Here is a 22,110-nt window from a genome sequence, read left to right as displayed (position 1 = left end):
CCCCTTTAACCTTGCTCCTCAGCGTAATCACAAGAAATACACTGTACAACTTTGCCTTTTTTCGTTTTCTTTTCAACAAGCATCTTGCCGCATTTCGGGCACGTTCTTCCTACCGGTTTATCCCATGAAACGAATTCGCAATCCGGATAGCGGCTGCATCCATAAAAAATCCGGCGTTTCTTGCTTTTTCTCTCCACGATAGTCCCCTGGTGGCATTCCGGGCATTCGACTCCCGTATCTTTTACAATCGGCTTGGTGTTTCGGCATTCCGGAAAGTTGGAACAAGCCATAAATTTACCATACCGGCCCATTTTATAGACCATTTCATGTCCGCATAATTCACAGTCCTCACCGGCAGGCTCATCTTTTATTTCTACTTCCTTCATTTCCTCTTCTGCAACAACAAGCTGTTTTTCAAAGCTTTTATAAAATTCATCGATGACTTCGTTCCAATGCTTTTCCCCATCTTCGATTTCATCCAGATCGTTTTCCATTTGCGCGGTAAATTCAACGTTAAAGACTTCAGAAAAGAACTCAAGCGTCAGCTCTAGGACTACTTCACCAAGCTCTGTCGGCTGGAACTTCTTGTCGTCGAGCATGACATACCCGCGTTTTTGAATGGTATCAAGTGTCGGTGCATAGGTGGACGGACGCCCGATTCCAAGTTCCTCCATCGTCCGGACAAGCCTTGCCTCACTGTATCTTGGCGGCGGCTGCGTAAAATGCTGGGTAGGCTCTATTTCTTTCTTTTTAGCAGTTTTGCCTTCCTCGAGGTCTGGCAGCAGACGATCTTCATCTTTCTTTCCATCATCATTTCCTTCAATGTACACTTTCATGAATCCTGGAAACTTTACTTTAGATCCATTCGCACGAAAGATTACACCTTCATTTTCAAGGTCCACAGTCATGGTATCAAGAACAGCGGAGGACATTTGGCTTGCGATAAAACGCTCCCATATCAAACGGTACAAACGAAGCTGATCACGGCTCAAGTATTCTTTCAGCTCTTTCGGATGTTTCGAGGCAGAGGATGGCCTGATGGCTTCATGGGCATCCTGAGCATTTTTCCCCGGCTTCTTTTCCCCGCGGTTCACCTGGTTAACAAATTCCTTGCCGTATTCTTCAGTAATGAAGGATTGTGCTTCTTCTTTTGCCAGATCGGAAATACGGGTGGAATCCGTTCTCATGTAGGTGATCAAACCTACAGTTCCCTCCTTGCCGAGGTCGATTCCCTCATAGAGCTGCTGTGCGAGCATCATTGTTTTCTTCGCCCTGAAGTTCAGTTTCCGGGCAGCTTCCTGCTGCAGAGATGACGTGATGAAAGGAGGAGCAGGGTTCCGTTTTCGTTCCTTCTTTTGAACAGAAGCTATAGAAAACGTATTTCCTTTTAACTTGCTGAGAACTTCCTTTACTTCCTCTTCATTCGCCAGTTCCCTTTTTTTGCCGTCAACTCCATAAAAACCGGCTTCGAATTCTTCTTTACCATAAGAAAATGATGCCTTGATTTTCCAGTATTCTTCAGGAACAAACGCTTTGATTTCTTTTTCGCGTTCCACGATGAGCCGAAGTGCTACCGTTTGGACACGGCCGGCGCTTAACCCTTTTTTTACTTTCTTCCATAATAAAGGGCTGATCTTGTAACCGACAAGACGGTCCAAAACGCGGCGGGCCTGCTGAGCATCCACCAGATCCATATTGATCTTTCTTGGCCGTTTAAAAGAATCTTTTATTGCATTCTTCGTAATTTCATTAAATACCACACGGCACTCGGAATTCAGATCAATGTCGAGGCTGTGGGCCAGATGCCAGGCAATTGCTTCTCCTTCTCTGTCGGGGTCAGATGCGAGAAATATTTTTTTTACCTTTTTGGCCGCTGTCTTTAATTCTTTTAAAACCGGTCCTTTGCCCCGGATGGTTATATATTTTGGATTAAAATTATCACTTATCTCTACTCCCATTTGGCTGCGGGGCAAATCCCTCACATGTCCCATCGAAGCCTTTACGATATATTTGCTTCCCAAATATTTTTTTATCGTCTTTGCTTTGGCGGGAGATTCAACGATTACTAAATACTCTTCCATTTACAGTGCATCCCCCTCTAAGGGTATATTCAAATCTTCCCTATTATTAAATAGACTTTCATCATTTGTCAAACGGTTTTCAATTATTGCTCTTGAAAATCATTCAATTAACAGGGATTAATATTTCATTCTGACCTAATAATCCAAACTTAATTCATGAAGGATGTCTTCAGCCTTCATCACGAGTTTGGCGCCTTGCTGAATCAGGCGGTTTGTGCCTGCTGCACACTCATCAAGAATGGATCCGGGAACGGCAAATACCTCTCTGCCCTGTTCCATGGCCTGATCGGCAGTGATGAGCGAACCGCTTCGCTCTCGGGCTTCCACCACAAGTGTTCCCCTTGTAAGCCCGCTTATAATCCGGTTTCGCTCTGGAAACTGCCACCTTCTCGGTGGAGTCTGATATGGATATTCTGACAACAGCAATCCGCCTTTGGTAATCCGGCGGGCGAGATCCATATTGGACTTCGGGTAAACCTGGCCGATTCCGGAGCCAAGTACTGCAATGGTACTTCCTGCGTGCGTTAATGTCAATTCATGGGCATGTGTGTCAATCCCGGCGGCCAGCCCGCTGACGGTCATCCACCCTTTGTGCAGCAGCGGTTTCAAGATCTTTTCAAGACTTTTTAATCCGCCCCCTGTGGGGTGCCGCGTTCCTACTATACTTATGGAAAGAGGCATCGATAAGGCTTCCGTGTTCCCTTCACTGTATAACACCCACGGCGGATCAAAAATATACCGGAGAGCACCGGGATAATGACTATCAAAATATGTATGTATTTTTATATTATGCTTCTCGTATGTTTGTTTGATTGATCGATACGACAGATTTCGGATATCCTCCAAAAAATCATTGCTGTTCCGCTGGTTCATCCGGAACTGCTCCCGGAGTTCAGCCTTTGTCAGCTGAAAAATGCTTTTCAAGTCGGGATCGACTGCTAAAATTGACTGGATGGTCTTCCATCCGGCGCCGCGGCAATGATGAAGAAGAATTAACCGTTCTCTGTCCATACGTCTCCTCCAATAACTATATTTTTTAAAAAAAGCTCCCTGAGATCAGGGAGCTTTTTTGATTAAACATTCGCTTTGTGTGTTGTGCAGGATTCGAGGAGACCTTTTTCTTCGAGAACGGAAACAAGTGTCTCACCCATAACAGATGGTGTCTCAGCGACTTTAATACCGCACTCCTGCATTGTTTTGATCTTTTCGGCAGCTGTGCCTTTACCGCCGGAAATAATTGCTCCAGCATGGCCCATGCGCTTTCCTGGAGGTGCTGTCTGACCGCCAATGAATCCAACAACCGGTTTTGTCATGTTGGCTTTTACCCATTCAGCAGCCTCTTCTTCAGCTGTTCCGCCAATTTCACCAATCATGATAACCGCATACGTATCTTCATCTTCGTTAAATGCCTTAAGAACATCGATGAAATCAGTACCGTTAACTGGATCTCCGCCGATGCCAACAGCTGTTGACTGGCCGATACCACGCTGTGTTAACTGATGTACAGCTTCGTACGTCAATGTTCCGGAACGGGATACTACACCAACATGTCCTTTTTTATGGATGTATCCTGGCATAATACCGATTTTGCATTCTTCCGGTGTGATAACACCCGGGCAGTTCGGGCCGACAAGACGGGTTTTCTTGCCTTGCATGTAGCGCTTTACATTTACCATGTCAAGAACAGGAATACCTTCTGTGATACAGATAGCAAGGTCAAGTTCTGCATCTACCGCTTCGATAATAGAATCAGCAGCAAATGCCGGTGGAACGTAAATTACAGAAGCGGTTGCTCCAGTAGCTTTTACAGCTTCTTCCACTGTGTTAAATACCGGGAGTCCTTCTACCTCAGTACCGCCTTTTCCTGGTGTTACACCGCCGACAATTTTAGTTCCATACTCAAGCATTTGCTGGGTATGGAATAGGCCTACAGATCCTGTAATCCCCTGCACGATGACCTTTGTGTCTTTATTGATAAAAATACTCATCTAATTCTCCACCCTTCTTCTTTATTTCCGGGAATTATTTTACTAGTGATACGATTTTTTCCGCACCGTCTGCCATGGAATCTGCAGAAGTAATATTCAATCCTGATTCGTTAAGGATTTTCTTTCCTAGATCTACGTTTGTTCCTTCAAGACGAACAACAAGCGGAAGGTTCAAACCTACTTGCTTGGTTGCTTCCACAACACCGTTGGCAATAACATCACACTTCATGATGCCGCCAAAAATGTTAACGAAAATACCCTTTACATTTTTGTCCGAAAGGATGATCTTGAACGCTTCTGTTACTTTTTCAGCGGTTGCGCCGCCACCAACGTCAAGGAAGTTGGCAGGATCACCGTTGTAGTGCTTGATGATGTCCATAGTTGCCATCGCAAGTCCTGCACCGTTAACCATGCAGCCAATATTTCCATCAAGGGAAATGTAGCTCAGGTCATATTTGGAAGCTTCGATTTCTTTTTGATCTTCTTCTTCCAGATCACGGTACGCCAGAATGTCTTTTTGGCGGTAAAGCGCATTGGAATCAAAGTTTAATTTCGCATCAAGCGCCATTACATTACCATCGCCAGTTACAACAAGCGGGTTGATTTCTGCAATGGAGCAGTCTTTTTCAACAAAAGCCTTATAAAGGCCAAGCATGAACTTTGCAGCCTTGTTTACAAGCTCTTTTGGAATATTGATGTTGAATGCCAAGCGGCGTGCCTGGAACGCTTGAAGACCGATTGCCGGGTCAATGACTTCCTTGAAGATTTTCTCTGGTGTCTTTTCAGCCACCTCTTCAATTTCAGTACCGCCTTCTTCAGAACCCATCATGACAACGCTTGAAGTTGCGCGGTCAAGAACAAGGCCAATATAATATTCTTTCTTAATATCGCAGCCTTCTTCGATAAGCAAGCGCTTAACTTCTTTGCCTTCAGGACCTGTTTGGTGTGTAACAAGCACTTTCCCCAAAATTTCATCCGCATATGTACGAACTTCATCAAGGTTTTTAGCAACTTTAACACCGCCAGCTTTTCCTCGTCCGCCAGCATGGATTTGTGCTTTAACAACAGTTACAGCGCTTCCTAATTCTTTTGCAGCTTCTACTGCTTCTTCTACGGAATACGCTACTTTACCGTTTGGAACAGCCACACCGTACTTTCTTAGTACCTCTTTACCTTGATACTCGTGGATATTCATTCTCCATCCTCCTATCATCTTTAAAACTAAACTACCGTTTACCATTTTATATAATAGAAGCCGAACTGTCCACTGTTCTTCGAAAGAAATGCAAACGTATTCACCTATTTTCGACAGAAAACCGCACGATTTCCTACACAATATGTACTATTTCCGACATCTAAGAAAATTTTACGGGCATGCAAAAAGCAGGCTATTTACGCCTGCTTTTTTCCTTTTTGTCTTTGTCATCCGTTTTGCTTTTCTCCGACTCTTTCATTATTGCATCACGCTCTGAAACGGGACGGTAGATTCCAAATTCTTCTCCGATTTCCTCGCGGTAGTGATCAAGCATCAATTCTATCCCGGGAACAAGTAATTTTCTTCTTGGCATCACAATCGCCTCCTTTTCTTGTAGGATATCCAATCCTCCAAAAAATAGGCAATTGTCCCTCTACAGCAGCGTACCCTGCTGCACAGGCGAAAATGAGCGCCGATGTTCTCCCACCGGGCCATGCTCATCAAGTGCTTTCAGATGTTCCTTCGTGCCGTAGCCCATATTCTTATGAAACAGATATTGCGGATACTTCCCATGCAATTCTTTCATATACCGGTCTCTTGTTACTTTAGCCACAATCGATGCTGCAGCGATGGATACACTTTTGGCATCACCCTTGATAATTTTCGATTGAGTGATGGGAAGGGGAAGTTCCATGGCATCAATGAGAAGGTGGTCCGGCTCTTTCTTTAATGCCCTTACTGCTTTCACCATTGCTTTTTTTGAAGCCTGGTAAATGTTGATCTGATCGATTTCAGGCGCCGATACAATCCCCAATCCAACTGCAGCCGCCTGATTCAAAATCTTCTCGTACAACTCTTCACGCCGCTGTTCACTCAGCATTTTGGAGTCGTTGATTCCTGGTATGTATGTGCCGGGAGCCAGAATAACGGCAGCAGCAACGACGGGGCCGGCAAGCGGCCCCCTGCCGACTTCATCCACACCGGCAATTAAGGTTTTACCCTGATTGCCCCATTCGCGTTCAAAAATGAGCATCTCCTCATATTTCTCTTTAAGCAAATGCGCAGACTTCAGCTCTTTTTCATGCCTGTTGATGATCTTCTGCACGCCTGCCCTGCCGTCATTTTTGAGTTCCTCCAAAAATCCCCGCAATCGTTCGCCGCTCCCCTTCAGTTCGAGCAGCTTATTTTCGATCTCTTTTATTGTAAGCTTCATCATTAACCTTCACTTTCTATGTAATTGAACACCCTTCTGGTTTTTCATTACAAAAAAAGGCACGCGGATGCGCACCTTTACTTTTATACTTGAACAGGGCGCTCGTAGGAGAGCCTTCCCAATTTCTCGGCCCGGATATCGCGCAGAACGATTTCCGCCGTTTTTTCATAGTCGATGAGTCCGCCGCTCATTAAACAACCACGCTTTTTGCCGATTGCATCAAAGAGTTGGATGGCTTCTTCCGGAATCTCTTCAAGGTTATATCGTTCCTGAAGCCTTTCCGGATAGTGATCCTTGTAATAATTTAAGGCGAATAAGACAATCTCGGAAAAGTCGAGCAGCGTTTCTTTTATCGCACCGGTAACCGCCAATTTAAGTCCGATCGACTGATCTTCAAATTTTGGCCATAGAATACCTGGCGTATCCAGCAGCTCAAGGGAGGAACCTACCTTGATCCACTGCTGCTTCTTTGTCACACCGGGTTTATCTCCTGTTACGGCAATATTCTTTCCTGCCATGCGGTTGATCAGGGTGGATTTCCCTACGTTCGGGATGCCCAGGATTAATGCCCGCACAGCTCTCGGCTTAATAATACCTTTTGCCTTCATTTTATCAAACTTTTCTTTTACCAGCTCTTTTGCCGCGGCTTCAATCTTGTTGATGCCCTGTCCGGTTTTGGAGTTGAGCACAAGGACAGGAAGGCCTTTCCCTTGAAAATATTCAACCCAAAGCCTAGTTACCTCAGGATCCGCCATGTCTGCTTTATTGAGCAGCAAAAGACGGGGTTTCCCGGCAGTAATTTCATCGATCATTGGATTGCGGGATGCCAAAGGCACCCGTGCATCCACCAATTCAAAAACAACATCAATCAGTTTTAGTTTTTCTGTTATTTCGCGCCTGGCTTTTGCCATATGGCCCGGAAACCATTGAATGGTCATTGCTACACCTACTTTACTACTTTACAACGCCGATATCGTTGAGCGGCCAAAATCGCACAGTGGCTTTTCCGATGATCTTATCCATGTCCACAGTGCCGATATTCCGGCTGTCACTGCTGTGACGGCGATTGTCGCCCAATACGAAAACCTGGCCTTTAGGAACGGTTTGCTTACCTGTAACTTCAAACAAAGTGAAATCATAAGTTAAGTCTCCGTCTTTTGTTTGCTCTTTATACGGTTTAAGGTACTTTTCGTTCATCGGCTTGCCATTGACATACAGCGTGTCATGCTTATACTCTATTGTATCTCCCGGCAACCCAATCACACGCTTAATGTAATCTTTCGTTTCTGTCGCCTTAAACACCACAATGTCAAAGCGTTCCGGTTTATCAAGCTTGTTTACTACCAGCCTGTCCCGGTTATGTAACGTAGGCATCATGGACTCGCCATCGACAACAATGGGAGCAAACAGAAAATAACGGACGACGCCGGCAAGAAGCAAAGCAACGACCAGCGCTTTTACCCATTCCCAAGATTCTTTTTTCTTACTTGCCATACTTCATCCTCACATTCAGGTTTTTATTTAATTTAGATATATAAAAAGGAGCTTGAGATGAGTCAAGCTCCTTTTTAGTGCAATTAGCGAATCTCTTTGATACGCGCTGCTTTACCGCGAAGTGCACGCAAGTAGTAAAGCTTAGCACGACGAACTTTACCGCGTCGAACGACTTCAAGGTTCGCGATCTTAGGTGAATGTAAAGGGAATACACGCTCTACACCCACACCGTAAGAAATCTTACGAACAGTGAAAGTTTCGCTGATTCCAGTTCCGCGCTTCTTGATCACAACACCTTCAAAAAGCTGGATACGTTCACGAGTTCCCTCGACAACTTTTACGTGTACACGAACAGTATCACCAGAACGGAACTTAGGAAGATCCGATTTTAGTTGTTCTTTAGCTAGATCTGCAATAATCTGTTGCATAGTTATTGCCTCCTTCCGACAGACGTTCTTGCCGTGCTTTCATCAGCAGCGGAACACCTTAATACTGGCCTAAGCCACGAAATATATCTTATCACATGAAAGAAATGAAAAGCAAGGGGTTCTGCTAAAATTCACTTCTCTTTTTTAACCTCTTCCAACCACTTTTTTTCCTGTTCTGTCAAGTCTGCAGAGTGCAGGAGATCGGGCCTTCGTTTCCATGTGCGGCGCAGCGATTCCTTTGTCCGCCACTCTTCAATATGCTTATGGTTGCCTGAAAGAAGGATATCCGGAACCTTCATGCCCCTAAAGTCGGCTGGCCGGGTATAATGGGGATGTTCAAGCAATCCCGAACTGTACGAGTCCCGAACGGACGACTCTTCATTACCGAGCGCGCCGGGCAAAAGCCGGGTCACGCTGTCAATGATGACCATCGCCCCCAGTTCGCCACCGGTGAGCACAAAATCGCCGATGGAGATTTCGTCGGTGACCAGGTTCTCCCGAATGCGTTCATCATAACCTTCATAATGCCCGCAGACGAAAATCAAGTGCTTTTCTTTAGAAAGTTCTTCGGCTTTTTTTTGCGTGTAGCGTTCTCCTTGAGGACATAGAAGAACCACCCTTGGCTTAGCATCGCTCTTCTGGGTCACATCTTCCACCGCATCAAAGAGCGGCTGAGGAGTCAGCACCATGCCTGCTCCGCCGCCATACGGATAATCATCGACCCGGCGGTGCTTATTTTCAGTGTACTCCCTGAAATCCGTAACATGATATTCCACAAGCCCTTTTTCCTGTGTCTTTTTTAAAATGGACGAACCAAACACGCCGCCAAACATCTCAGGAAAAAGCGACAAAACGTCAATCCTCATTTTAAATCAGGCCTTCCATCAGATGAATAATAACCTGTTTGTTTTCAATGTCCACCGATTTAACCACCGGAGGAATATATGGAATTAAGAGATCAGGACCAAAATCCTTCTGTTTGACGACCCAGACATCATTTGCTCCCGGAGAAAGAATTTCCTTCACTTTACCGAGTTCTTTTCCTTCATCCGTAATGACGGAACAACCGATGATATCATGATAAAAAAACTCGCCTTCTTCCATTTCTACGGAATCATCCGCAGACACCTTCAGAAGATGCCCTTTATATTTTTCCACATCATTGATATTCGGGTGACCTTCAAACTGCAGGAGATCAAACTGTTTATGAACCCTGTGAGCCGCAATGGTCACGGGTACCATGTTGCCGTCCCCTTTATCCACATAAAGCGTGTTTCCAATTTTATACCGTTCTTCAGGGAAGTCCGTCCTGGAAATGACCCTTACTTCACCACGTATACCATGCGTATTGACGATTTTTCCAACATTTAACCATTTCGTCATCTCTATCCACCCTTGCCGCCCTTCTTTTTTTAACAGTGTGGGCTGAATGATCGCAATCTATAATCATTTTTTTGAAAGTGAAAAAAAGGGTGAGGCTGCCCCCATCCCTTTTTAGCTTAAGAAGTTATACTGCATTCCCAAATCTATACGATTTCAAGTGAAATGCGCTTGTTCTGACTCGTTCCTGCAGCGTTGACAACGGTGCGGATAGCTTTTGCCACCCTGCCCTGTTTACCAATGACCTTGCCCATGTCCGAGCTGTGAACGGTCAATTGATAAACGAGCTTTTCCCCGTCTTCTACCTCTTTTACGCTGACTTCTTCTGGATGATCAACAAGAGCCTTAACAATCGTTTCGATCAACTCTGTCATCATATCATCACCCATTATTTTTGTAATTTAGCGTTGTGATACTTTTCCATTAGTCCAGCGTTAGAGAAAAGGTTACGTACAGTGTCTGAAGGCTTCGCGCCATCAAGCATCCATTTAAGAGCCTGCTCTTCGTTGATTTTAACTTCTGCAGGGTTTGCAACCGGATTGTAAGTACCAATCTCTTCAATAAAGCGGCCATCACGCGGTGCGCGGGAATCTGCTACTACTACACGATAAAATGGAGCTTTCTTTTGCCCCATGCGTTTTAAACGAATTTTTACTGCCATTGTAAAAATACACCTCCGAAAATTGTTCACACAAATCAATATAATATAATAAACTTCCAGCTTTGTAAACCAGAAAATTCATCCAATCTTACATAAACGGAAATTTCATTCCGCCTTTCTTTTTGCCTTTCATCATGCCGGACATCTGCTTCATCATCTTTTTCATTTCATCGAACTGCTTAATCAGCCGGTTAACCTCCTGTACGGTCCGGCCGCTGCCCTTGGCAATCCTTCTTCTCCTTGAAGCGTTAATGATTTCCGGCTGCTCTCTTTCAAGCTTGGTCATCGATTTAATAATCGCTTCGACATGGCCGATTTGTTTATCATCAATCGAAACATTCTTTAAGCCTTTCATCTTGTTGGCGCCCGGCATCATGCTGAGCAGCTCATCAAGCGGACCCAGACTTTTGACCTGCCCCATCTGATCAAGAAAATCATCAAAAGTAAAGGACATGTCCCGCATTTTTTTCTGCAGTTCTTTTGCCTTTTCATCATCCACATTCGTTTGTGCTTTTTCAATCAGCGTCAGCACATCACCCATGCCAAGGATCCTCGACGACATTCTGTCTGGATGGAACGGCTCGAGAGCGTCCATTTTTTCTCCCATACCGACAAATTTAATCGGAAGGTCAGTAACCGCTTTGATGGAAAGTGCGGCACCGCCCCGGGTATCGCCATCGAGTTTGGTCAGTACAACGCCCGTCAGCCCAAGCTGCTCGTTAAAGCTCTCGGCTACGTTCACTGCATCTTGCCCTGTCATGGCATCCACCACTAGGAAAATTTCATTCGGGTTTGAGATTTCTTTGACCTTTTGAAGCTCATCCATCAGTTCTTCATCGATATGCAGTCGTCCTGCCGTATCAATGATTACATAATCATGATGCTCTTCCTTCGCCTTGGCGATGGCCTGTTTGGCAATCTCTACCGGGCTTACCTGATCCCCCAGTGAAAAAACAGGAAGATTCAGCTGCCCGCCCACGGTTTCCAGCTGTTTAATCGCGGCTGGACGATAAATATCGGCAGCGACCAAAAGCGGTTTGCGGTTATGCTTCTTGCGAAGATGGTTCGCAAGCTTTCCGGTTGTGGTCGTTTTACCCGCCCCTTGCAAACCAACCATCATAATGACAGTTGGCGGCCGGTTGTTCACTGCAATCTTGCTTTGCTCGCCGCCCAACAGGGTGGTAAGCTCATCATGAACAACTTTTACAACCTGCTGCCCGGGAGTCAGGCTCTTCAGCACTTCCTGCCCCACAGAGCGTTCGGTAACCCGTTTAATAAAATCTTTGACAACCCGGAAGTTAACATCGGCTTCAAGGAGCGCAAGACGGACTTCGCGCATCATTTCTTTTACATCTGCTTCTGTCACCTTGCCCTTGCCCCTGATTTTCTGCAGGGTGTTCTGAAGCCGGTCGGCCAATCCTTCAAATGCCATAGTATTGTCGCCTCCTATTCCATGTTTTCAAGGCGATCAATGATCTCAAGAACTTTATCAGACGAATTTCCGAGCAGTTCTTTTAATCTGGAAAGTAACTGATCGCGTTCCTGAAATTTCGCAAATAAACCGAGCTTTTCCTCGTACTCTTCAAGCATCGCCTCTGTCCGTTTAATATTATCATAAACGGCCTGGCGGCTTACATTATATTGTTCAGCGATTTCTCCAAGAGAAAAGTCATCCAGATAATAAAGAGCCATGTAATTCTTTTGCTTTGGGGTCAGCAATGACTGATAAAAGTCAAACAAATAATTAATTCTCGTTGTCTTATCCAGCATTTCAACACCCCTTGTTAAGTGAAAAGCCTTTACGTTAAATTATAGTACACTGATCGATGCCCAATGTCAAGTTTTTTTCTTGATAGCAAAGAAAAGCTGAGGTGCCCGTTCAGGGACGAAAAGCATTGGAGGGCCTTGGCATAAAACGCTTTTTGTTTTCTGACAAAGACCGAAATGATCGAGTCCCTGGGCGCCGAAGCTGGATCACAAAGAAAAGCTGAGGTGCCCGTTCAAAAGCGAAAGACGTTGGAACTCTGAACAACAACACGCTCTTTGTGTTGTAGTGAGAGAGTGAAACGACAGAGCTTTTAGCCACCGGAGCTGGATCACTGCGAAAAGCCGAAGTTGCCTCTTAACAAATTGGTTTATTTAGGTTCATTTTGTGCAGTCACAATAAAAAAAGCGGAATTACTCCGCTTTTTCTTCATCCTCCAGGCCGGAAAATAATCCGTAAACAAATTGGTCAGGATCAAAGGCCTGCAGGTCATCAATTTTTTCTCCCAGGCCGACAAATTTCACGGGAATATCCAGTTCGTTCCGGATGCCAAGAACAATTCCGCCCTTCGCCGTTCCGTCCAGCTTGGTTAGGACGAGTCCTGTTACATTGGTCGACTGGCTGAACGTTTTCGCCTGGCTCATGGCATTTTGGCCAGTGGTGGCATCCACAACAAGCAAGACTTCATGTGGTGCTCCCGGCACTTCACGCTCGATGACTCGTTTTACTTTTTCAAGTTCGTTCATGAGGTTTACTTTGTTTTGCAGCCTTCCCGCCGTATCACAGAGAAGTACATCGGCATTTCTCGATTTTGCTGCCTTTAAGCTGTCATAGATCACCGCGGCCGGATCAGAACCTTCCTGGTGCTTGATTACATCTACACCAGCACGCTGCCCCCAGACCTCTAGCTGTTCGATCGCTCCCGCCCTAAATGTATCCCCCGCTGCAAGCAGAACCGATTTCCCTTCCTGCTTCAACTGGTGGGCGAGCTTGCCGATGGTAGTCGTTTTCCCCACACCATTAACACCGACAAACAGGATGACAGACATCCCTTCAGTTTGCAGATTCAATTTACCATCCTGATCACCTTTATGGAGCATACCGGCGAGTGTTTCGGAAATCGCCGATTTTAAATCCTCCGTATTTTGGATGTTTCTTGTCCTGGAAAGATCTTTGAGCTGATCTATGAGTTCCATAACGGTATGAACACCAACATCGGCAGAAATCAAGATTTCCTCCAGCTCCTCAAAAAATTCCTCATCTACTTTTCTGTAGCGTTTTACCAGGTCATTGACCCGGGTTGAAAAAGAAGTTCTTGTTTTTTCCAGTCCGCTTTTGAATTTTTCAGATACCGAATCGGATTGTGTGGTGAATTTTTCTTTTAGTCGTTTTAAGAAGCTCATGCTTTCCTCCTATGGTTGGTTCTCTATTGGTCAGTTTGCACCGACAAGTTCCTTTGATTCCTCAAGTTTCACTGAAACCAGCTTGGATACACCGGATTCCTGCATGGTCACACCGTACAGAACATCCGCTTCTTCCATCGTACCCTTTCTGTGGGTTACCACGATGAATTGCGTTCCTTTGCTGAATGTTCTTAAATAGCTGGCATACCGTCCAACGTTGGCATCGTCAAGTGCAGCCTCGACTTCGTCAAGAATGCAAAAAGGGACGGGACGCACTTTCAGGATGGCAAACAAAAGGGCAATCGCTGTCAGCGCCCGCTCTCCTCCTGACAACAACGCAAGATGCTGCAGTTTTTTTCCGGGAGGCTGGGCTAGAATATCCACACCTGTTGTCAGAAGATTTTCCGGGTGGGTTAGAGAAAGATCGGCTCTGCCTCCCCCGAACAGCTCCTTGAAAATCTGCCCAAAGTGAGAGCGTATGCCGGTAAACGTTTCTTCAAACCTTTTTTTCATTTCGATGTCCATTTCATCAATGACCCCATGAAGGGTTTCCTTTGCTTCTACCAAATCCTGTTTTTGTTCTGTAAGGAAATTAAACCGCTGGGACACACGTTCATATTCTTCAATCGCTCCAAGGTTGACCAGACCCAGTTCCTCAATGGCCAATTTGATCAATTTTACTTTTTTCCTCGCCTCGTCTGCTGCTATGGAAAGTGCAAACTTTTCCTTGGCGCCTTCAAATGAAAGTTCATATTCTTCTCGTAAATGGGTGAGGCGGTTATCGAGTTCAACATCCAGCCGGTTAATGCTTACTTCTTCAATGCGGAGTGCATCATTGAGCTGTTTAAGAATACGCTTCGATTCTTTAAGCTCCCTGTCACGGTCCTCCGACTTCTGGTAAAGTTCAAGCCTCTCCTGCCTGCGCTGTGAGATTAGATGGAGCACCGCATTTTTATCCTGCCTTTTGGAAGCAATATGCCCGTCCAGTACTTCTTCTCCAGATGAATTGCTGTTCATCTCTTCCTCAAGCATCCAGAAGTCCTGATCAGTTTCTTCCAGTTGGTCCGTTACAGCCTTTAATTCCGACCGTAGTCTGTCCAGCTTTTCCTGCTGATTGGCGGTCTGCTGCTCCTTTTCCGCAATTTTGATTTTTAATGCGGTGGCAGACTGCTGTATCTCTTCCTTGGATGTTTGCTGATCTTTTTTGCGGATCGTAAGCTCCTCGATTTTCTGCTCGAGCAGTTCAGCCTCTTTCTTGTTATCTTCAAGGGAGGCTTCAAGCTCTGTAATTCGTTCAGCAATGGAATTCTGTTCCGTATGATAGCTATTTTTTTCGCGGTCATAAAGAGATAGCCTGTCATTCAGATTTTTCTCTTCAATCTCAATTTCCCGCAGTTTGCTTTTGAGCGATTGTTCTTCCAAGCGGCTGTTTTCCCCCTCCTGCCTGAACGCATCCAGCTGTTCACGCAATTGGAGGATTGCCGCTTTGGATTCTTTCACCTGGGCCTCGGCAAAAACTGTCTGGTTTTCCATCTTTTCCAGCTTTTCAGTCACCTGGTCCAGTTCACGCTGCCGTCCGAGAAGTGAGGAGTTCTTTTGTCTGACACTTCCTCCTGTCATCGAGCCGCCGGCACTTACAACATCTCCTTCGAGCGTGACAATACGGTACTTGTACCTTATGAGTTTGGCGATTTCATTGGCACCTTCAATCGTTTTGGCAATCAAAATATTCCCCAAAAGGTTGGCGATAATCTTCTCATAGCTGGAATCGGCAGCCACCAATTGGCTCGCCACACCAACAAAAGTCGGGTGGGACGCAGCAAGACTTAGATCCGAAGGCTGAATATACCTTCCTTTGATTACGGACATTGGCAGGAAGGTTGCACGCCCATACTTTTTTTTCTTCAGAAATGAAATAGCGGCTACAGCATCCTTTTCACTTTGGGTGACGATGTGCTGCATGGTCCCGCCGAGCGCCGTTTCAATAGCGGTTTCCACTTCGGCTGGAACACTGATCAATTCAGCAACCGCTCCTTCAATGCCGGCAAGGGTGCTTTTAGCCTTTAGCACCTCTTTTACGCCCTGCATAAAGCCCTGGTATTCGTCTTGCATGGATTCGAGCCATTCTTTTTTCGATTTGAACTGCTGAATAAACTGATACGCTTGATACAGTTTATTCTGTTTTTCCTCATTTTCTTTTTCTTTTTGTTCGAGTTGTTTTTTGAGTTTGGCATACTGCTCCAGGTGGCCTGATATTTTCGCCTCGGCCGCTTTGACCTGTTTGAGCAGGGAAAGCTTGTCCGTGTGGACGTTTTCCCGCTGTTCTATATAACCCTCATGCTCTTTGTCCAGACGCGTGGATTTAAACTGCTGCTGGCTCTTTTGGTCTGTTAAATACCGCATCTCATTTTTGATCGATGCTGAGTTGTTCAGAGCCTCAAAATATTCACTTTTCAACCGTTCGATCTCAGCTTCAAGATCCAGCTCCATAACAGACAGCCGGCTTTCTTCTTCTTTCAGCTTATTCCTAAGTGTTCGGAGCTCTTTCTTTTGCTCACCGAATAATCGTTCTCCTTCAGCTGAAGCATGCTCAAGCTCCTCCTTCTTTTTCTTGAAGTTCTGAATCTGCTGTTTCAGGGATTCTTTATTCTGATGGTAGTTTTTCTTTCTTTCCTTTAAAACTTCACGTTTTCCTTCGAGCTTTTCCAGTTCCTCACTCGCAACCAGCAAAGACTGCTGCAGCTCGTCGATCGATTCGTCCAGCGCCTGGATATCCGAACGCATGCGTTCAAGCGATGCCTCTTCATTTTTCACCTTGGCGGCAAGCGCAGAATCCTTTGTTTTCAGCTCCTCCACAAGTTTCGACTGCTTTTCCCATTTCCCGTGAAGTTCTTCAATCTCATAGACCGTCAATGCGACTTCAATTTGCTCAAGTTCCTCTTTCTTCTCCAGAAAATCCTTGGCAATGGATGCCTGAATCTCGAGCGGCTCAACCTGTCCTTCTAATTCATAAAGAATGTCTTCCACGCGATTCAGGTTCTCTTGCGTTTCCTGCAATTTAGCTTCTGCCTTTTGCTTACGCGTTTTATATTTCAAAACACCGGCCGCTTCTTCAAATATCTTCCGGCGGTCCTCGGCTTTGCTGCTTAAAATTTCTTCAATTTTCCCCTGGCCGATAATGGAATATGCTTCACGGCCAAGTCCCGAATCCATAAACAAATCCACAATGTCCTTTAGCCGGCATTGCTGTTTATTCAGCAGGTATTCACTGTCACCGGAACGGTAAACTCTTCGGGTTACACTGATTTCATTATATTCAAGCGGGAGGTGCTGATCCTCATTGTCCAGCGTGAGAGTCACCTCAGCCACATTGAGCGGCTTTCGGTTGTCGCTTCCCGCAAAGATGATATCTTCCATTTTCGATCCGCGGAGCGATTTGGCCGACTGCTCCCCGAGCACCCAGCGGACAGCATCTGAAATATTGCTTTTCCCGCTGCCGTTCGGACCAACCACCGCCGTTACTCCCGGCACAAATTCAATATTGATTCGATCCGCAAAAGACTTAAAACCTACAACATCTAATCGTTTGAGGAACATCTTAATCCCCCTTATGTATTCTTAACTAATTTATTTTACCATAGATCAACATACAAATAGATTCTTTTATGCTACAATTAACAAGAAAGAGGAAAGAAAGGGTGCTATGATGAATTTAACCACTGCCAGCCAGGAAAATATAGAGTTCATGATTGAAGCCGTAAAAAGAAAGCTGCAGCTCGTAAATTCAGGTTTGATACAGGGTGACGATTACACCGTTGACCAATATGAAGACATTAAAGACCTTTATGAAATGGTCATGAAAATGCCCGGTTTCAGTGTTCGTGATATGGAAAGCATCGTGTCCGAGCTTGGATCCCTGAAAAAAAAATAATGACTACATAATGGAAAAAACACCCTCATGCAGGGTGTTTTTTTAATGTTTCATTATTTTCTCCAGCGCTTCCTGTGCAGCATGCTGCTCCGCTTCCTTTTTTGAACGCCCGTAGCCAACACCAAAAGGATCTTCGTTCAGCTTGACCTCTGAAACAAATTCACGGTTATGCGCCGGCCCTTTTTCCTGAATGATCTTATAATCGATCGTACCCAGGCCTTCCCGCTGTACATACTCCTGAAGCTGGCTCTTAAAATCCATCACATGAGAAAAAGCACCTTCATTGATTCGGGGAAATACGTGAATTTCCAAAAATGCTTTGACGGCTTCAAGTCCTTTATCCAGATACAGTGCACCAATAAAGGCTTCAAAGACATCAGCGAGCAGTGCAGGCCTTGTACGCCCGCCGGTATTTTCCTCACCCTTGCCAAGCAGCACATAATCCCCAAAATGAAGCTCATTAGCCAAAATAACAAGAGAAGGCTCGCAAACGATTGCTGCTCTCAGTTTTGTCAGTTCACCTTCACTCATGGTCGAAAATTTGGAGTAAAGAAACTGAGAAATGGTTAATTCCAGCACAGCGTCCCCCAGAAACTCAAGCCGTTCGTTGTCTTCATACGGACGTCCCCGATGCTCATTCACATATGATGAATGTGTAAATGCCTGTACCAGCAGTTTTTCATTGTCAAAAAAAAGATCAATACGTTCCTGCAAAGGAGCTACCTTTTGTTTTCGTACTTTTTCGTCCATTAATTTTCTCGACGGGTGTTTGAACCGTTGTCGGGAGCCTTTTTTATTGTTTGACGTTTGTTTCTTTGAACCTTTCATCATTGCCTCCTGCATAACACTTAGAGGGTACCTGCTCATTCTTCTGCGAATAGGTTAAAGTCCCGCACGATTCGTTACGGGACTTTTAAAAACATGATTAGTTGTTGTTGCTGTTTATGTAATTAACAACGTCTCCAACCGTTGTAATTTTTTCAGCATCTTCGTCAGAAATTTCCAAATCGAATTCGTCCTCTAGTTCCATTACTAGTTCAACAACATCCAAGGAATCCGCACCAAGATCTTCTTTAAAAGAAGCCTCAGGCTTAACCTCTGCAGCGTCTACACCAAGACGATCTACGATAATCTTCGAAACTCTTTCAATTACGTCTGCCATGTGTATTCACCTCCTTTCAATACTATATACCATTTAAGAAAAAAAAACTAGATAGAATAAACGGTTCGATTACATTACCATTCCGCCGTCAACGTTGATGGTCTGTCCGGTAATATAAGAACTGCTGTCGCCTGCTAAAAACGTCACAAGTGAAGCAATGTCATTTGTACTGCCAAAACGCGCTAGCGGAATGGATTTCAGCATTTCACCTTTAACATTTTCCTCAAGCACTTCGGTCATTTCCGTATCAATGAAACCAGGTGCAATAGCATTGACCGTAATATTGCGGCTCGCAAGTTCCTTTGCCGTCGTTTTTGTAAGTCCGATGACTCCGGCTTTGGCTGCAACATAGTTGGCCTGTCCAGGATTTCCTGAGACACCAACAATAGATGAAATGTTAATGATTCTTCCTTTTCTCTGCTTCATCATCTGGCGGGTGACCGCTTTTGTGCACAAAAATACACCTTTTAAGTTCGTATCGAGCACAGAATCCCATTCTTCTTCCTTCATGCGCATCAGCAGGTTATCCTTGGTGATCCCTGCATTGTTGACAAGAATGTCAAGTGAACCAAACTCTTCGATTACCCGTTTGACCATTCCGGTTACGGATTCACTGTCAGCAACATTCGCCTGAACAGCAATGGCTTCCTGACCCATATTGATAATTTCTTCCACGACTTCTTTTGCCTTCGCTTCATTGCCGGCATAATTGACAGCGACTTTTGCTCCGTTTTTTGCCAATTCAAGAGCGATGGCTCTTCCGATTCCTCTTGATGCTCCGGTAACCAGCGCTGTTTTTCCGTTTAGCATGGAGTTACTCCCCCTTCAGCTTTTCGATTGCGGCATTCATACTTGCTTCGTCACTGATTGCAATGGTTGTTGCCCTGCGGTTGACCTTTTTCACAAGCCCTGAAAGAACTTTTCCCGGCCCGATTTCAATAAATGTATCCACTCCGAGCGCCATCAATTCATTCACTGTTTCTTCCCAGCGGACAGGAGAGTAGATTTGTTTGACCAGGTTTTCTTTAATGACCGATGCTTCTTCTACAGGTTTGGCAGAAACGTTGGCAATGACAGGAACTTCCGCATTGCGGATCTCGACCGTATCAAGCACTTCCTTCATTTTTTGAGCAGCAGGTTCCATCAGCGATGAATGGAATGGACCGCTTACCTGCAATGGAATGACCTTGGCCCCATTTTCTTTGGCAAGACTTGCGGCATCTGCCACTCCTTGTGCCGTTCCCGAAATCACAATCTGACCCGGGCAGTTTAAATTCGCCACTTGTACCGCATGGCCATTTTGAGACACTTTTTGCGTAATCTCCTCCAAATCGGCCTGTTTCATTCCGAGTACAGCAGACATGGCGCCAACACCGGCAGGTACGGCTTCTTCCATGAAAAGCCCCCGCTGTCTTACCGCATACACCGCATCCTCGAAGGACAGGCTTCCCGCTGCCACCAATGCAGAATACTCACCAAGGCTGTGGCCCGCAGTGTAATCGGCCTGAATGCCGTGTTTTTTAAATACTGCAAGCACAGCCGTGCTTGCTGTAAGCAATGCAGGCTGTGTATTTTCCGTACGTTTCAAGTCCTCTTCCGGTCCTTGAAAGATCACAGAAGACAGGGAAAAGCCAAGCCTGTTGTCTGCGGATTCAAAAATAGTTCGGGCTTCCTCGAAATTTTGTGCCAGTTCCTGTGCCATTCCCACGCTTTGGGATCCTTGGCCAGGGAATAAAAAAGCAATCTTACCCATTATTCTTCCCCCTTTTTCTCATTTTCTACTTCTTTCATTTTTTCGGCGATGATGGAAACGACCTTCTTCTCCACCATGGTTCTTGTTTGCCGAACTGCATTAAAAATGGCGTTCTCATCGGATGATCCGTGTGCTTTCACGACAGGAGCACCAAGACCAAACAATCCCGCACCGCCATATTCCGAATAATCAAGTTTGTTCTTCAGGCCTTTAAGCCTCGGCTTTAAGAGACCCGCCGCCAGTTTGCTGACCGTTGTGGCCGTCAATTCCTGCTTGAGCATGGAAAACATCATTAACGCCGTACCTTCGATCGTTTTGAGGACGACATTTCCCGAAAAGCCATCACACACCACCACATCAGCTGCCCCGTTTAGCAAATCCCGCGCTTCCACATTTCCGATAAAATGAATGGGCGCGTCCTTAAGGAGGGAAAAAGCAGCTTTGCTTAACGCATTTCCTTTTTCATCCTCTGTACCTACGTTTAACAGCCCGACTTTTGGCTGTTTAATTCCACGGACCTGCTCAGCATAGGTGCTGCCCATAATGGCATATTGAAGCAGATGCTCCGGCTTTGCGTCCATATTGGCGCCAACATCCAGGAGCAAAAACCCTTTGCCATCCATGGTTGGTAAAGTCGGTGACAGTGCCGGGCGGTCAATTCCACTGATCCGGCCGACGTTGAACAGTCCGGATGCCATAAGCGCCCCCGTATTTCCCGCAGAAATGCAGGCATCTGCCCGCCCCTCTTTCACTTCTTTGGCGGCAAGAACCATGGAAGCATTCTTTTTCTTCCGCACGGCACGAACCGGCTCTTCATCGCTTCCTATCTTCTCCTCGGTATGCATAACCTCCACCCTATCTGAAGATGTCAAATAGGGTGAGATTTTATTTTCATCTCCGATTAAAACAATGGTCAAATCCTCAAAGGCAGAGAGTGCCTTTAATGCGCCCTTCACTTGAGCTTCAGGCGCATTATCTCCGCCCATTGCATCGATTGCAATTCTCATGTTGCACTTCCTTCCCTTCCTTCGCCGGTCGAACGGAACATAATGAATTGACCGGAAAAGACCGCTTCCTTTTCTACGTAGCTCGTAACCTCAACCGTAGTACGGTATCCTTCTATTCTGGTTACCCTCGCTTTTGCCACCACCCGCTCCCCTTCTTTTACCTGCCGGGTAAAGCGGATATTGGCCTTTGAGGTAAGCGCCAGTTCATCATTTATGATCGCTACAGCCAGCGAATTCGCCTGTGCAAAAAGATGGTGCCCCCTCGCAATTTTTGTTCGGGAAAACACATGTTCACTTTTAATATCCAATATAGAAATGGCCGCTTCGTCAAGCTGAAGATCAATAATTTCCCCGATCACTTCTTCCAGCGGAAGGGCCTTGACCGTATCAAGCTGCTGCTGCGCTACATTTTTGATCCGTTCCCTGAGCTCGGGAATGGAGAGTTCCAACCGGTCCAGCCGGATCGTCTGCACACTGACCCGGAACTTTTCTGCCAGTTCTTCATCTGTTATGAAGGGTGTAGCCTCGATTGTGCTTTTCAGCAATGCCTGTCTTTCCTTTTTAGTTCTCTTCATGTATCCACACCATCCAGATATGCCAGTTAAAGCATCAGCACAGCTATCCATTTTTTAAGAGCTGGTACTAATAG

At 45.5% G+C, this 22,110-nt stretch carries 24 protein-coding genes; 1 reads left to right on the top strand and 23 read right to left on the bottom strand.

The features are described 5' to 3' along the window. Positions 1-5: 5 nt before the first annotated feature. The 17 genes from topA to smc form a co-directional block, all read right to left on the bottom strand. Positions 6-2,081, bottom strand: coding sequence for a type I DNA topoisomerase (topA, locus tag BLT53_RS05155; RefSeq protein WP_090233246.1), 2,076 nt, complete (start codon positions 2,079-2,081; stop codon positions 6-8). 135 nt (positions 2,082-2,216) lie between these two features. Continuing rightward, the gene (gene dprA, locus BLT53_RS05150; protein WP_090233245.1) at positions 2,217-3,092 is read right to left on the bottom strand and encodes a DNA-processing protein DprA; all 876 of its coding nucleotides are present in this window, start codon (positions 3,090-3,092) and stop codon (positions 2,217-2,219) included. A gap of 62 nt (positions 3,093-3,154) precedes the next feature. Beyond that, a complete protein-coding gene (sucD, locus tag BLT53_RS05145) occupies positions 3,155-4,069 on the bottom strand; it encodes a succinate--CoA ligase subunit alpha (RefSeq protein WP_090233243.1) in 915 nt (304 codons plus the stop codon). Positions 4,070-4,103: 34 nt separating this feature from the next. Further along, positions 4,104-5,264 carry an ADP-forming succinate--CoA ligase subunit beta gene (sucC, locus tag BLT53_RS05140; protein ID WP_090233241.1) on the bottom strand — a complete coding sequence of 387 codons (1,161 nt, stop codon included), beginning with the start codon at positions 5,262-5,264 and terminating at the stop codon, positions 4,104-4,106. 193 nt (positions 5,265-5,457) lie between these two features. Beyond that, positions 5,458-5,637, bottom strand: a complete 180-nt coding sequence (locus BLT53_RS05135) for a hypothetical protein (protein WP_090233239.1) — start codon at positions 5,635-5,637, stop codon at positions 5,458-5,460. Between the two features lie 60 nt (positions 5,638-5,697). Next, the gene (locus tag BLT53_RS05130) at positions 5,698-6,480 is read right to left on the bottom strand and encodes a ribonuclease HII (protein WP_090233237.1); all 783 of its coding nucleotides are present in this window, start codon (positions 6,478-6,480) and stop codon (positions 5,698-5,700) included. An 80-nt stretch (positions 6,481-6,560) separates the two neighbouring features. Next, positions 6,561-7,415 (bottom strand): ribosome biogenesis GTPase YlqF, encoded by an 855-nt coding sequence (ylqF, locus tag BLT53_RS05125; RefSeq protein WP_090233236.1) that lies wholly within the window; start codon positions 7,413-7,415, stop codon positions 6,561-6,563. A gap of 16 nt (positions 7,416-7,431) precedes the next feature. After that, a complete protein-coding gene (gene lepB / locus BLT53_RS05120; protein ID WP_090233234.1) occupies positions 7,432-7,971 on the bottom strand; it encodes a signal peptidase I in 540 nt (179 codons plus the stop codon). Between the two features lie 83 nt (positions 7,972-8,054). Further along, on the bottom strand, positions 8,055-8,399 hold the full coding sequence (gene rplS / locus BLT53_RS05115) for a 50S ribosomal protein L19 (protein WP_061969393.1): 345 nt from the start codon (positions 8,397-8,399) through the stop codon (positions 8,055-8,057). A gap of 131 nt (positions 8,400-8,530) precedes the next feature. After that, a complete protein-coding gene (trmD, locus tag BLT53_RS05110; RefSeq protein ID WP_090233233.1) occupies positions 8,531-9,265 on the bottom strand; it encodes a tRNA (guanosine(37)-N1)-methyltransferase TrmD in 735 nt (244 codons plus the stop codon). A 1-nt stretch (position 9,266) separates the two neighbouring features. Continuing rightward, complete coding sequence (gene rimM / locus BLT53_RS05105) at positions 9,267-9,782, bottom strand: ribosome maturation factor RimM (RefSeq protein WP_090233231.1); 516 nt, start codon at positions 9,780-9,782, stop codon at positions 9,267-9,269. A gap of 143 nt (positions 9,783-9,925) precedes the next feature. After that, a complete protein-coding gene (locus BLT53_RS05100; RefSeq protein ID WP_061969387.1) occupies positions 9,926-10,153 on the bottom strand; it encodes a KH domain-containing protein in 228 nt (75 codons plus the stop codon). Positions 10,154-10,167: 14 nt separating this feature from the next. Next, positions 10,168-10,440: a 30S ribosomal protein S16 gene (rpsP, locus tag BLT53_RS05095; RefSeq protein WP_061969385.1), complete on the bottom strand. Its 273-nt coding sequence runs from the start codon at positions 10,438-10,440 to the stop codon at positions 10,168-10,170. A gap of 88 nt (positions 10,441-10,528) precedes the next feature. Further along, a complete protein-coding gene (gene ffh, locus BLT53_RS05090) occupies positions 10,529-11,872 on the bottom strand; it encodes a signal recognition particle protein (RefSeq protein WP_090233230.1) in 1,344 nt (447 codons plus the stop codon). Between the two features lie 14 nt (positions 11,873-11,886). Continuing rightward, a complete protein-coding gene (locus tag BLT53_RS05085; protein ID WP_061969381.1) occupies positions 11,887-12,210 on the bottom strand; it encodes a putative DNA-binding protein in 324 nt (107 codons plus the stop codon). 408 nt (positions 12,211-12,618) lie between these two features. Then, entirely contained in the window at positions 12,619-13,608 is a 990-nt protein-coding gene (ftsY, locus tag BLT53_RS05080) for a signal recognition particle-docking protein FtsY (RefSeq protein ID WP_090233229.1), read from the bottom strand. 30 nt (positions 13,609-13,638) lie between these two features. Beyond that, positions 13,639-17,205, bottom strand: coding sequence for a chromosome segregation protein SMC (gene smc / locus BLT53_RS05075; RefSeq protein WP_090233228.1), 3,567 nt, complete (start codon positions 17,203-17,205; stop codon positions 13,639-13,641). Between the two features lie 109 nt (positions 17,206-17,314). Between smc and BLT53_RS05070 the strand changes: the two genes are divergently transcribed. Continuing rightward, positions 17,315-17,539: a DUF1128 domain-containing protein gene (locus BLT53_RS05070; RefSeq protein WP_090236712.1), complete on the top strand. Its 225-nt coding sequence runs from the start codon at positions 17,315-17,317 to the stop codon at positions 17,537-17,539. A gap of 42 nt (positions 17,540-17,581) precedes the next feature. On the opposite strand, the gene rnc is transcribed toward BLT53_RS05070, so the two are convergent. From rnc to fapR, 6 genes are all read right to left on the bottom strand, one after another. Further along, the gene (gene rnc, locus BLT53_RS05065; RefSeq protein ID WP_090236710.1) at positions 17,582-18,289 is read right to left on the bottom strand and encodes a ribonuclease III; all 708 of its coding nucleotides are present in this window, start codon (positions 18,287-18,289) and stop codon (positions 17,582-17,584) included. A gap of 175 nt (positions 18,290-18,464) precedes the next feature. Continuing rightward, a complete protein-coding gene (acpP, locus tag BLT53_RS05060) occupies positions 18,465-18,701 on the bottom strand; it encodes an acyl carrier protein (RefSeq protein WP_061969375.1) in 237 nt (78 codons plus the stop codon). A 69-nt stretch (positions 18,702-18,770) separates the two neighbouring features. After that, positions 18,771-19,511: a 3-oxoacyl-[acyl-carrier-protein] reductase gene (fabG, locus tag BLT53_RS05055; RefSeq protein ID WP_090233227.1), complete on the bottom strand. Its 741-nt coding sequence runs from the start codon at positions 19,509-19,511 to the stop codon at positions 18,771-18,773. Positions 19,512-19,515: 4 nt separating this feature from the next. Beyond that, a complete protein-coding gene (gene fabD, locus BLT53_RS05050) occupies positions 19,516-20,454 on the bottom strand; it encodes an ACP S-malonyltransferase (RefSeq protein ID WP_090233226.1) in 939 nt (312 codons plus the stop codon). Beyond that, positions 20,454-21,461, bottom strand: coding sequence for a phosphate acyltransferase PlsX (gene plsX / locus BLT53_RS05045; protein ID WP_090233225.1), 1,008 nt, complete (start codon positions 21,459-21,461; stop codon positions 20,454-20,456). The genes fabD and plsX overlap by 1 nt, the downstream gene beginning before the upstream one ends. Beyond that, complete coding sequence (fapR, locus tag BLT53_RS05040; RefSeq protein WP_090233224.1) at positions 21,458-22,036, bottom strand: transcription factor FapR; 579 nt, start codon at positions 22,034-22,036, stop codon at positions 21,458-21,460. Before fapR ends, plsX begins: the two co-directional genes overlap by 4 nt. Positions 22,037-22,110: the final 74 nt, after the last annotated feature.

The sequence above is a fragment of the Fictibacillus solisalsi genome (genome assembly GCF_900103485.1).
GTDB classification, from domain to species: Bacteria; Bacillota; Bacilli; order Bacillales; family Fictibacillaceae; genus Fictibacillus_C; species Fictibacillus_C solisalsi.
The sequence above is the reverse complement of the archived record's forward strand: the minus strand, read 5'-3'. Positions and strand labels throughout refer to the sequence as shown.

Coding starts and splice junctions, on each gene's coding strand:
- topA (WP_090233246.1), bottom strand. CDS start 2,081: ATGGAAGAGTATTTAGTAATCGTTGAATCTCCCGCCAAAGCAAAGACG.
- dprA (WP_090233245.1), bottom strand. CDS start 3,092: ATGGACAGAGAACGGTTAATTCTTCTTCATCATTGCCGCGGCGCCGGA.
- sucD (WP_090233243.1), bottom strand. CDS start 4,069: ATGAGTATTTTTATCAATAAAGACACAAAGGTCATCGTGCAGGGGATT.
- sucC (WP_090233241.1), bottom strand. CDS start 5,264: ATGAATATCCACGAGTATCAAGGTAAAGAGGTACTAAGAAAGTACGGT.
- BLT53_RS05135 (WP_090233239.1), bottom strand. CDS start 5,637: ATGCCAAGAAGAAAATTACTTGTTCCCGGGATAGAATTGATGCTTGAT.
- BLT53_RS05130 (WP_090233237.1), bottom strand. CDS start 6,480: ATGATGAAGCTTACAATAAAAGAGATCGAAAATAAGCTGCTCGAACTG.
- ylqF (WP_090233236.1), bottom strand. CDS start 7,415: ATGACCATTCAATGGTTTCCGGGCCATATGGCAAAAGCCAGGCGCGAA.
- lepB (WP_090233234.1), bottom strand. CDS start 7,971: ATGGCAAGTAAGAAAAAAGAATCTTGGGAATGGGTAAAAGCGCTGGTC.
- rplS (WP_061969393.1), bottom strand. CDS start 8,399: ATGCAACAGATTATTGCAGATCTAGCTAAAGAACAACTAAAATCGGAT.
- trmD (WP_090233233.1), bottom strand. CDS start 9,265: ATGAGGATTGACGTTTTGTCGCTTTTTCCTGAGATGTTTGGCGGCGTG.
- rimM (WP_090233231.1), bottom strand. CDS start 9,782: ATGACGAAATGGTTAAATGTTGGAAAAATCGTCAATACGCATGGTATA.
- BLT53_RS05100 (WP_061969387.1), bottom strand. CDS start 10,153: ATGACAGAGTTGATCGAAACGATTGTTAAGGCTCTTGTTGATCATCCA.
- rpsP (WP_061969385.1), bottom strand. CDS start 10,440: ATGGCAGTAAAAATTCGTTTAAAACGCATGGGGCAAAAGAAAGCTCCA.
- ffh (WP_090233230.1), bottom strand. CDS start 11,872: ATGGCATTTGAAGGATTGGCCGACCGGCTTCAGAACACCCTGCAGAAA.
- BLT53_RS05085 (WP_061969381.1), bottom strand. CDS start 12,210: ATGCTGGATAAGACAACGAGAATTAATTATTTGTTTGACTTTTATCAG.
- ftsY (WP_090233229.1), bottom strand. CDS start 13,608: ATGAGCTTCTTAAAACGACTAAAAGAAAAATTCACCACACAATCCGAT.
- smc (WP_090233228.1), bottom strand. CDS start 17,205: ATGTTCCTCAAACGATTAGATGTTGTAGGTTTTAAGTCTTTTGCGGAT.
- BLT53_RS05070 (WP_090236712.1), top strand. CDS start 17,315: ATGAATTTAACCACTGCCAGCCAGGAAAATATAGAGTTCATGATTGAA.
- rnc (WP_090236710.1), bottom strand. CDS start 18,289: ATGGACGAAAAAGTACGAAAACAAAAGGTAGCTCCTTTGCAGGAACGT.
- acpP (WP_061969375.1), bottom strand. CDS start 18,701: ATGGCAGACGTAATTGAAAGAGTTTCGAAGATTATCGTAGATCGTCTT.
- fabG (WP_090233227.1), bottom strand. CDS start 19,511: ATGCTAAACGGAAAAACAGCGCTGGTTACCGGAGCATCAAGAGGAATC.
- fabD (WP_090233226.1), bottom strand. CDS start 20,454: ATGGGTAAGATTGCTTTTTTATTCCCTGGCCAAGGATCCCAAAGCGTG.
- plsX (WP_090233225.1), bottom strand. CDS start 21,461: ATGAGAATTGCAATCGATGCAATGGGCGGAGATAATGCGCCTGAAGCT.
- fapR (WP_090233224.1), bottom strand. CDS start 22,036: ATGAAGAGAACTAAAAAGGAAAGACAGGCATTGCTGAAAAGCACAATC.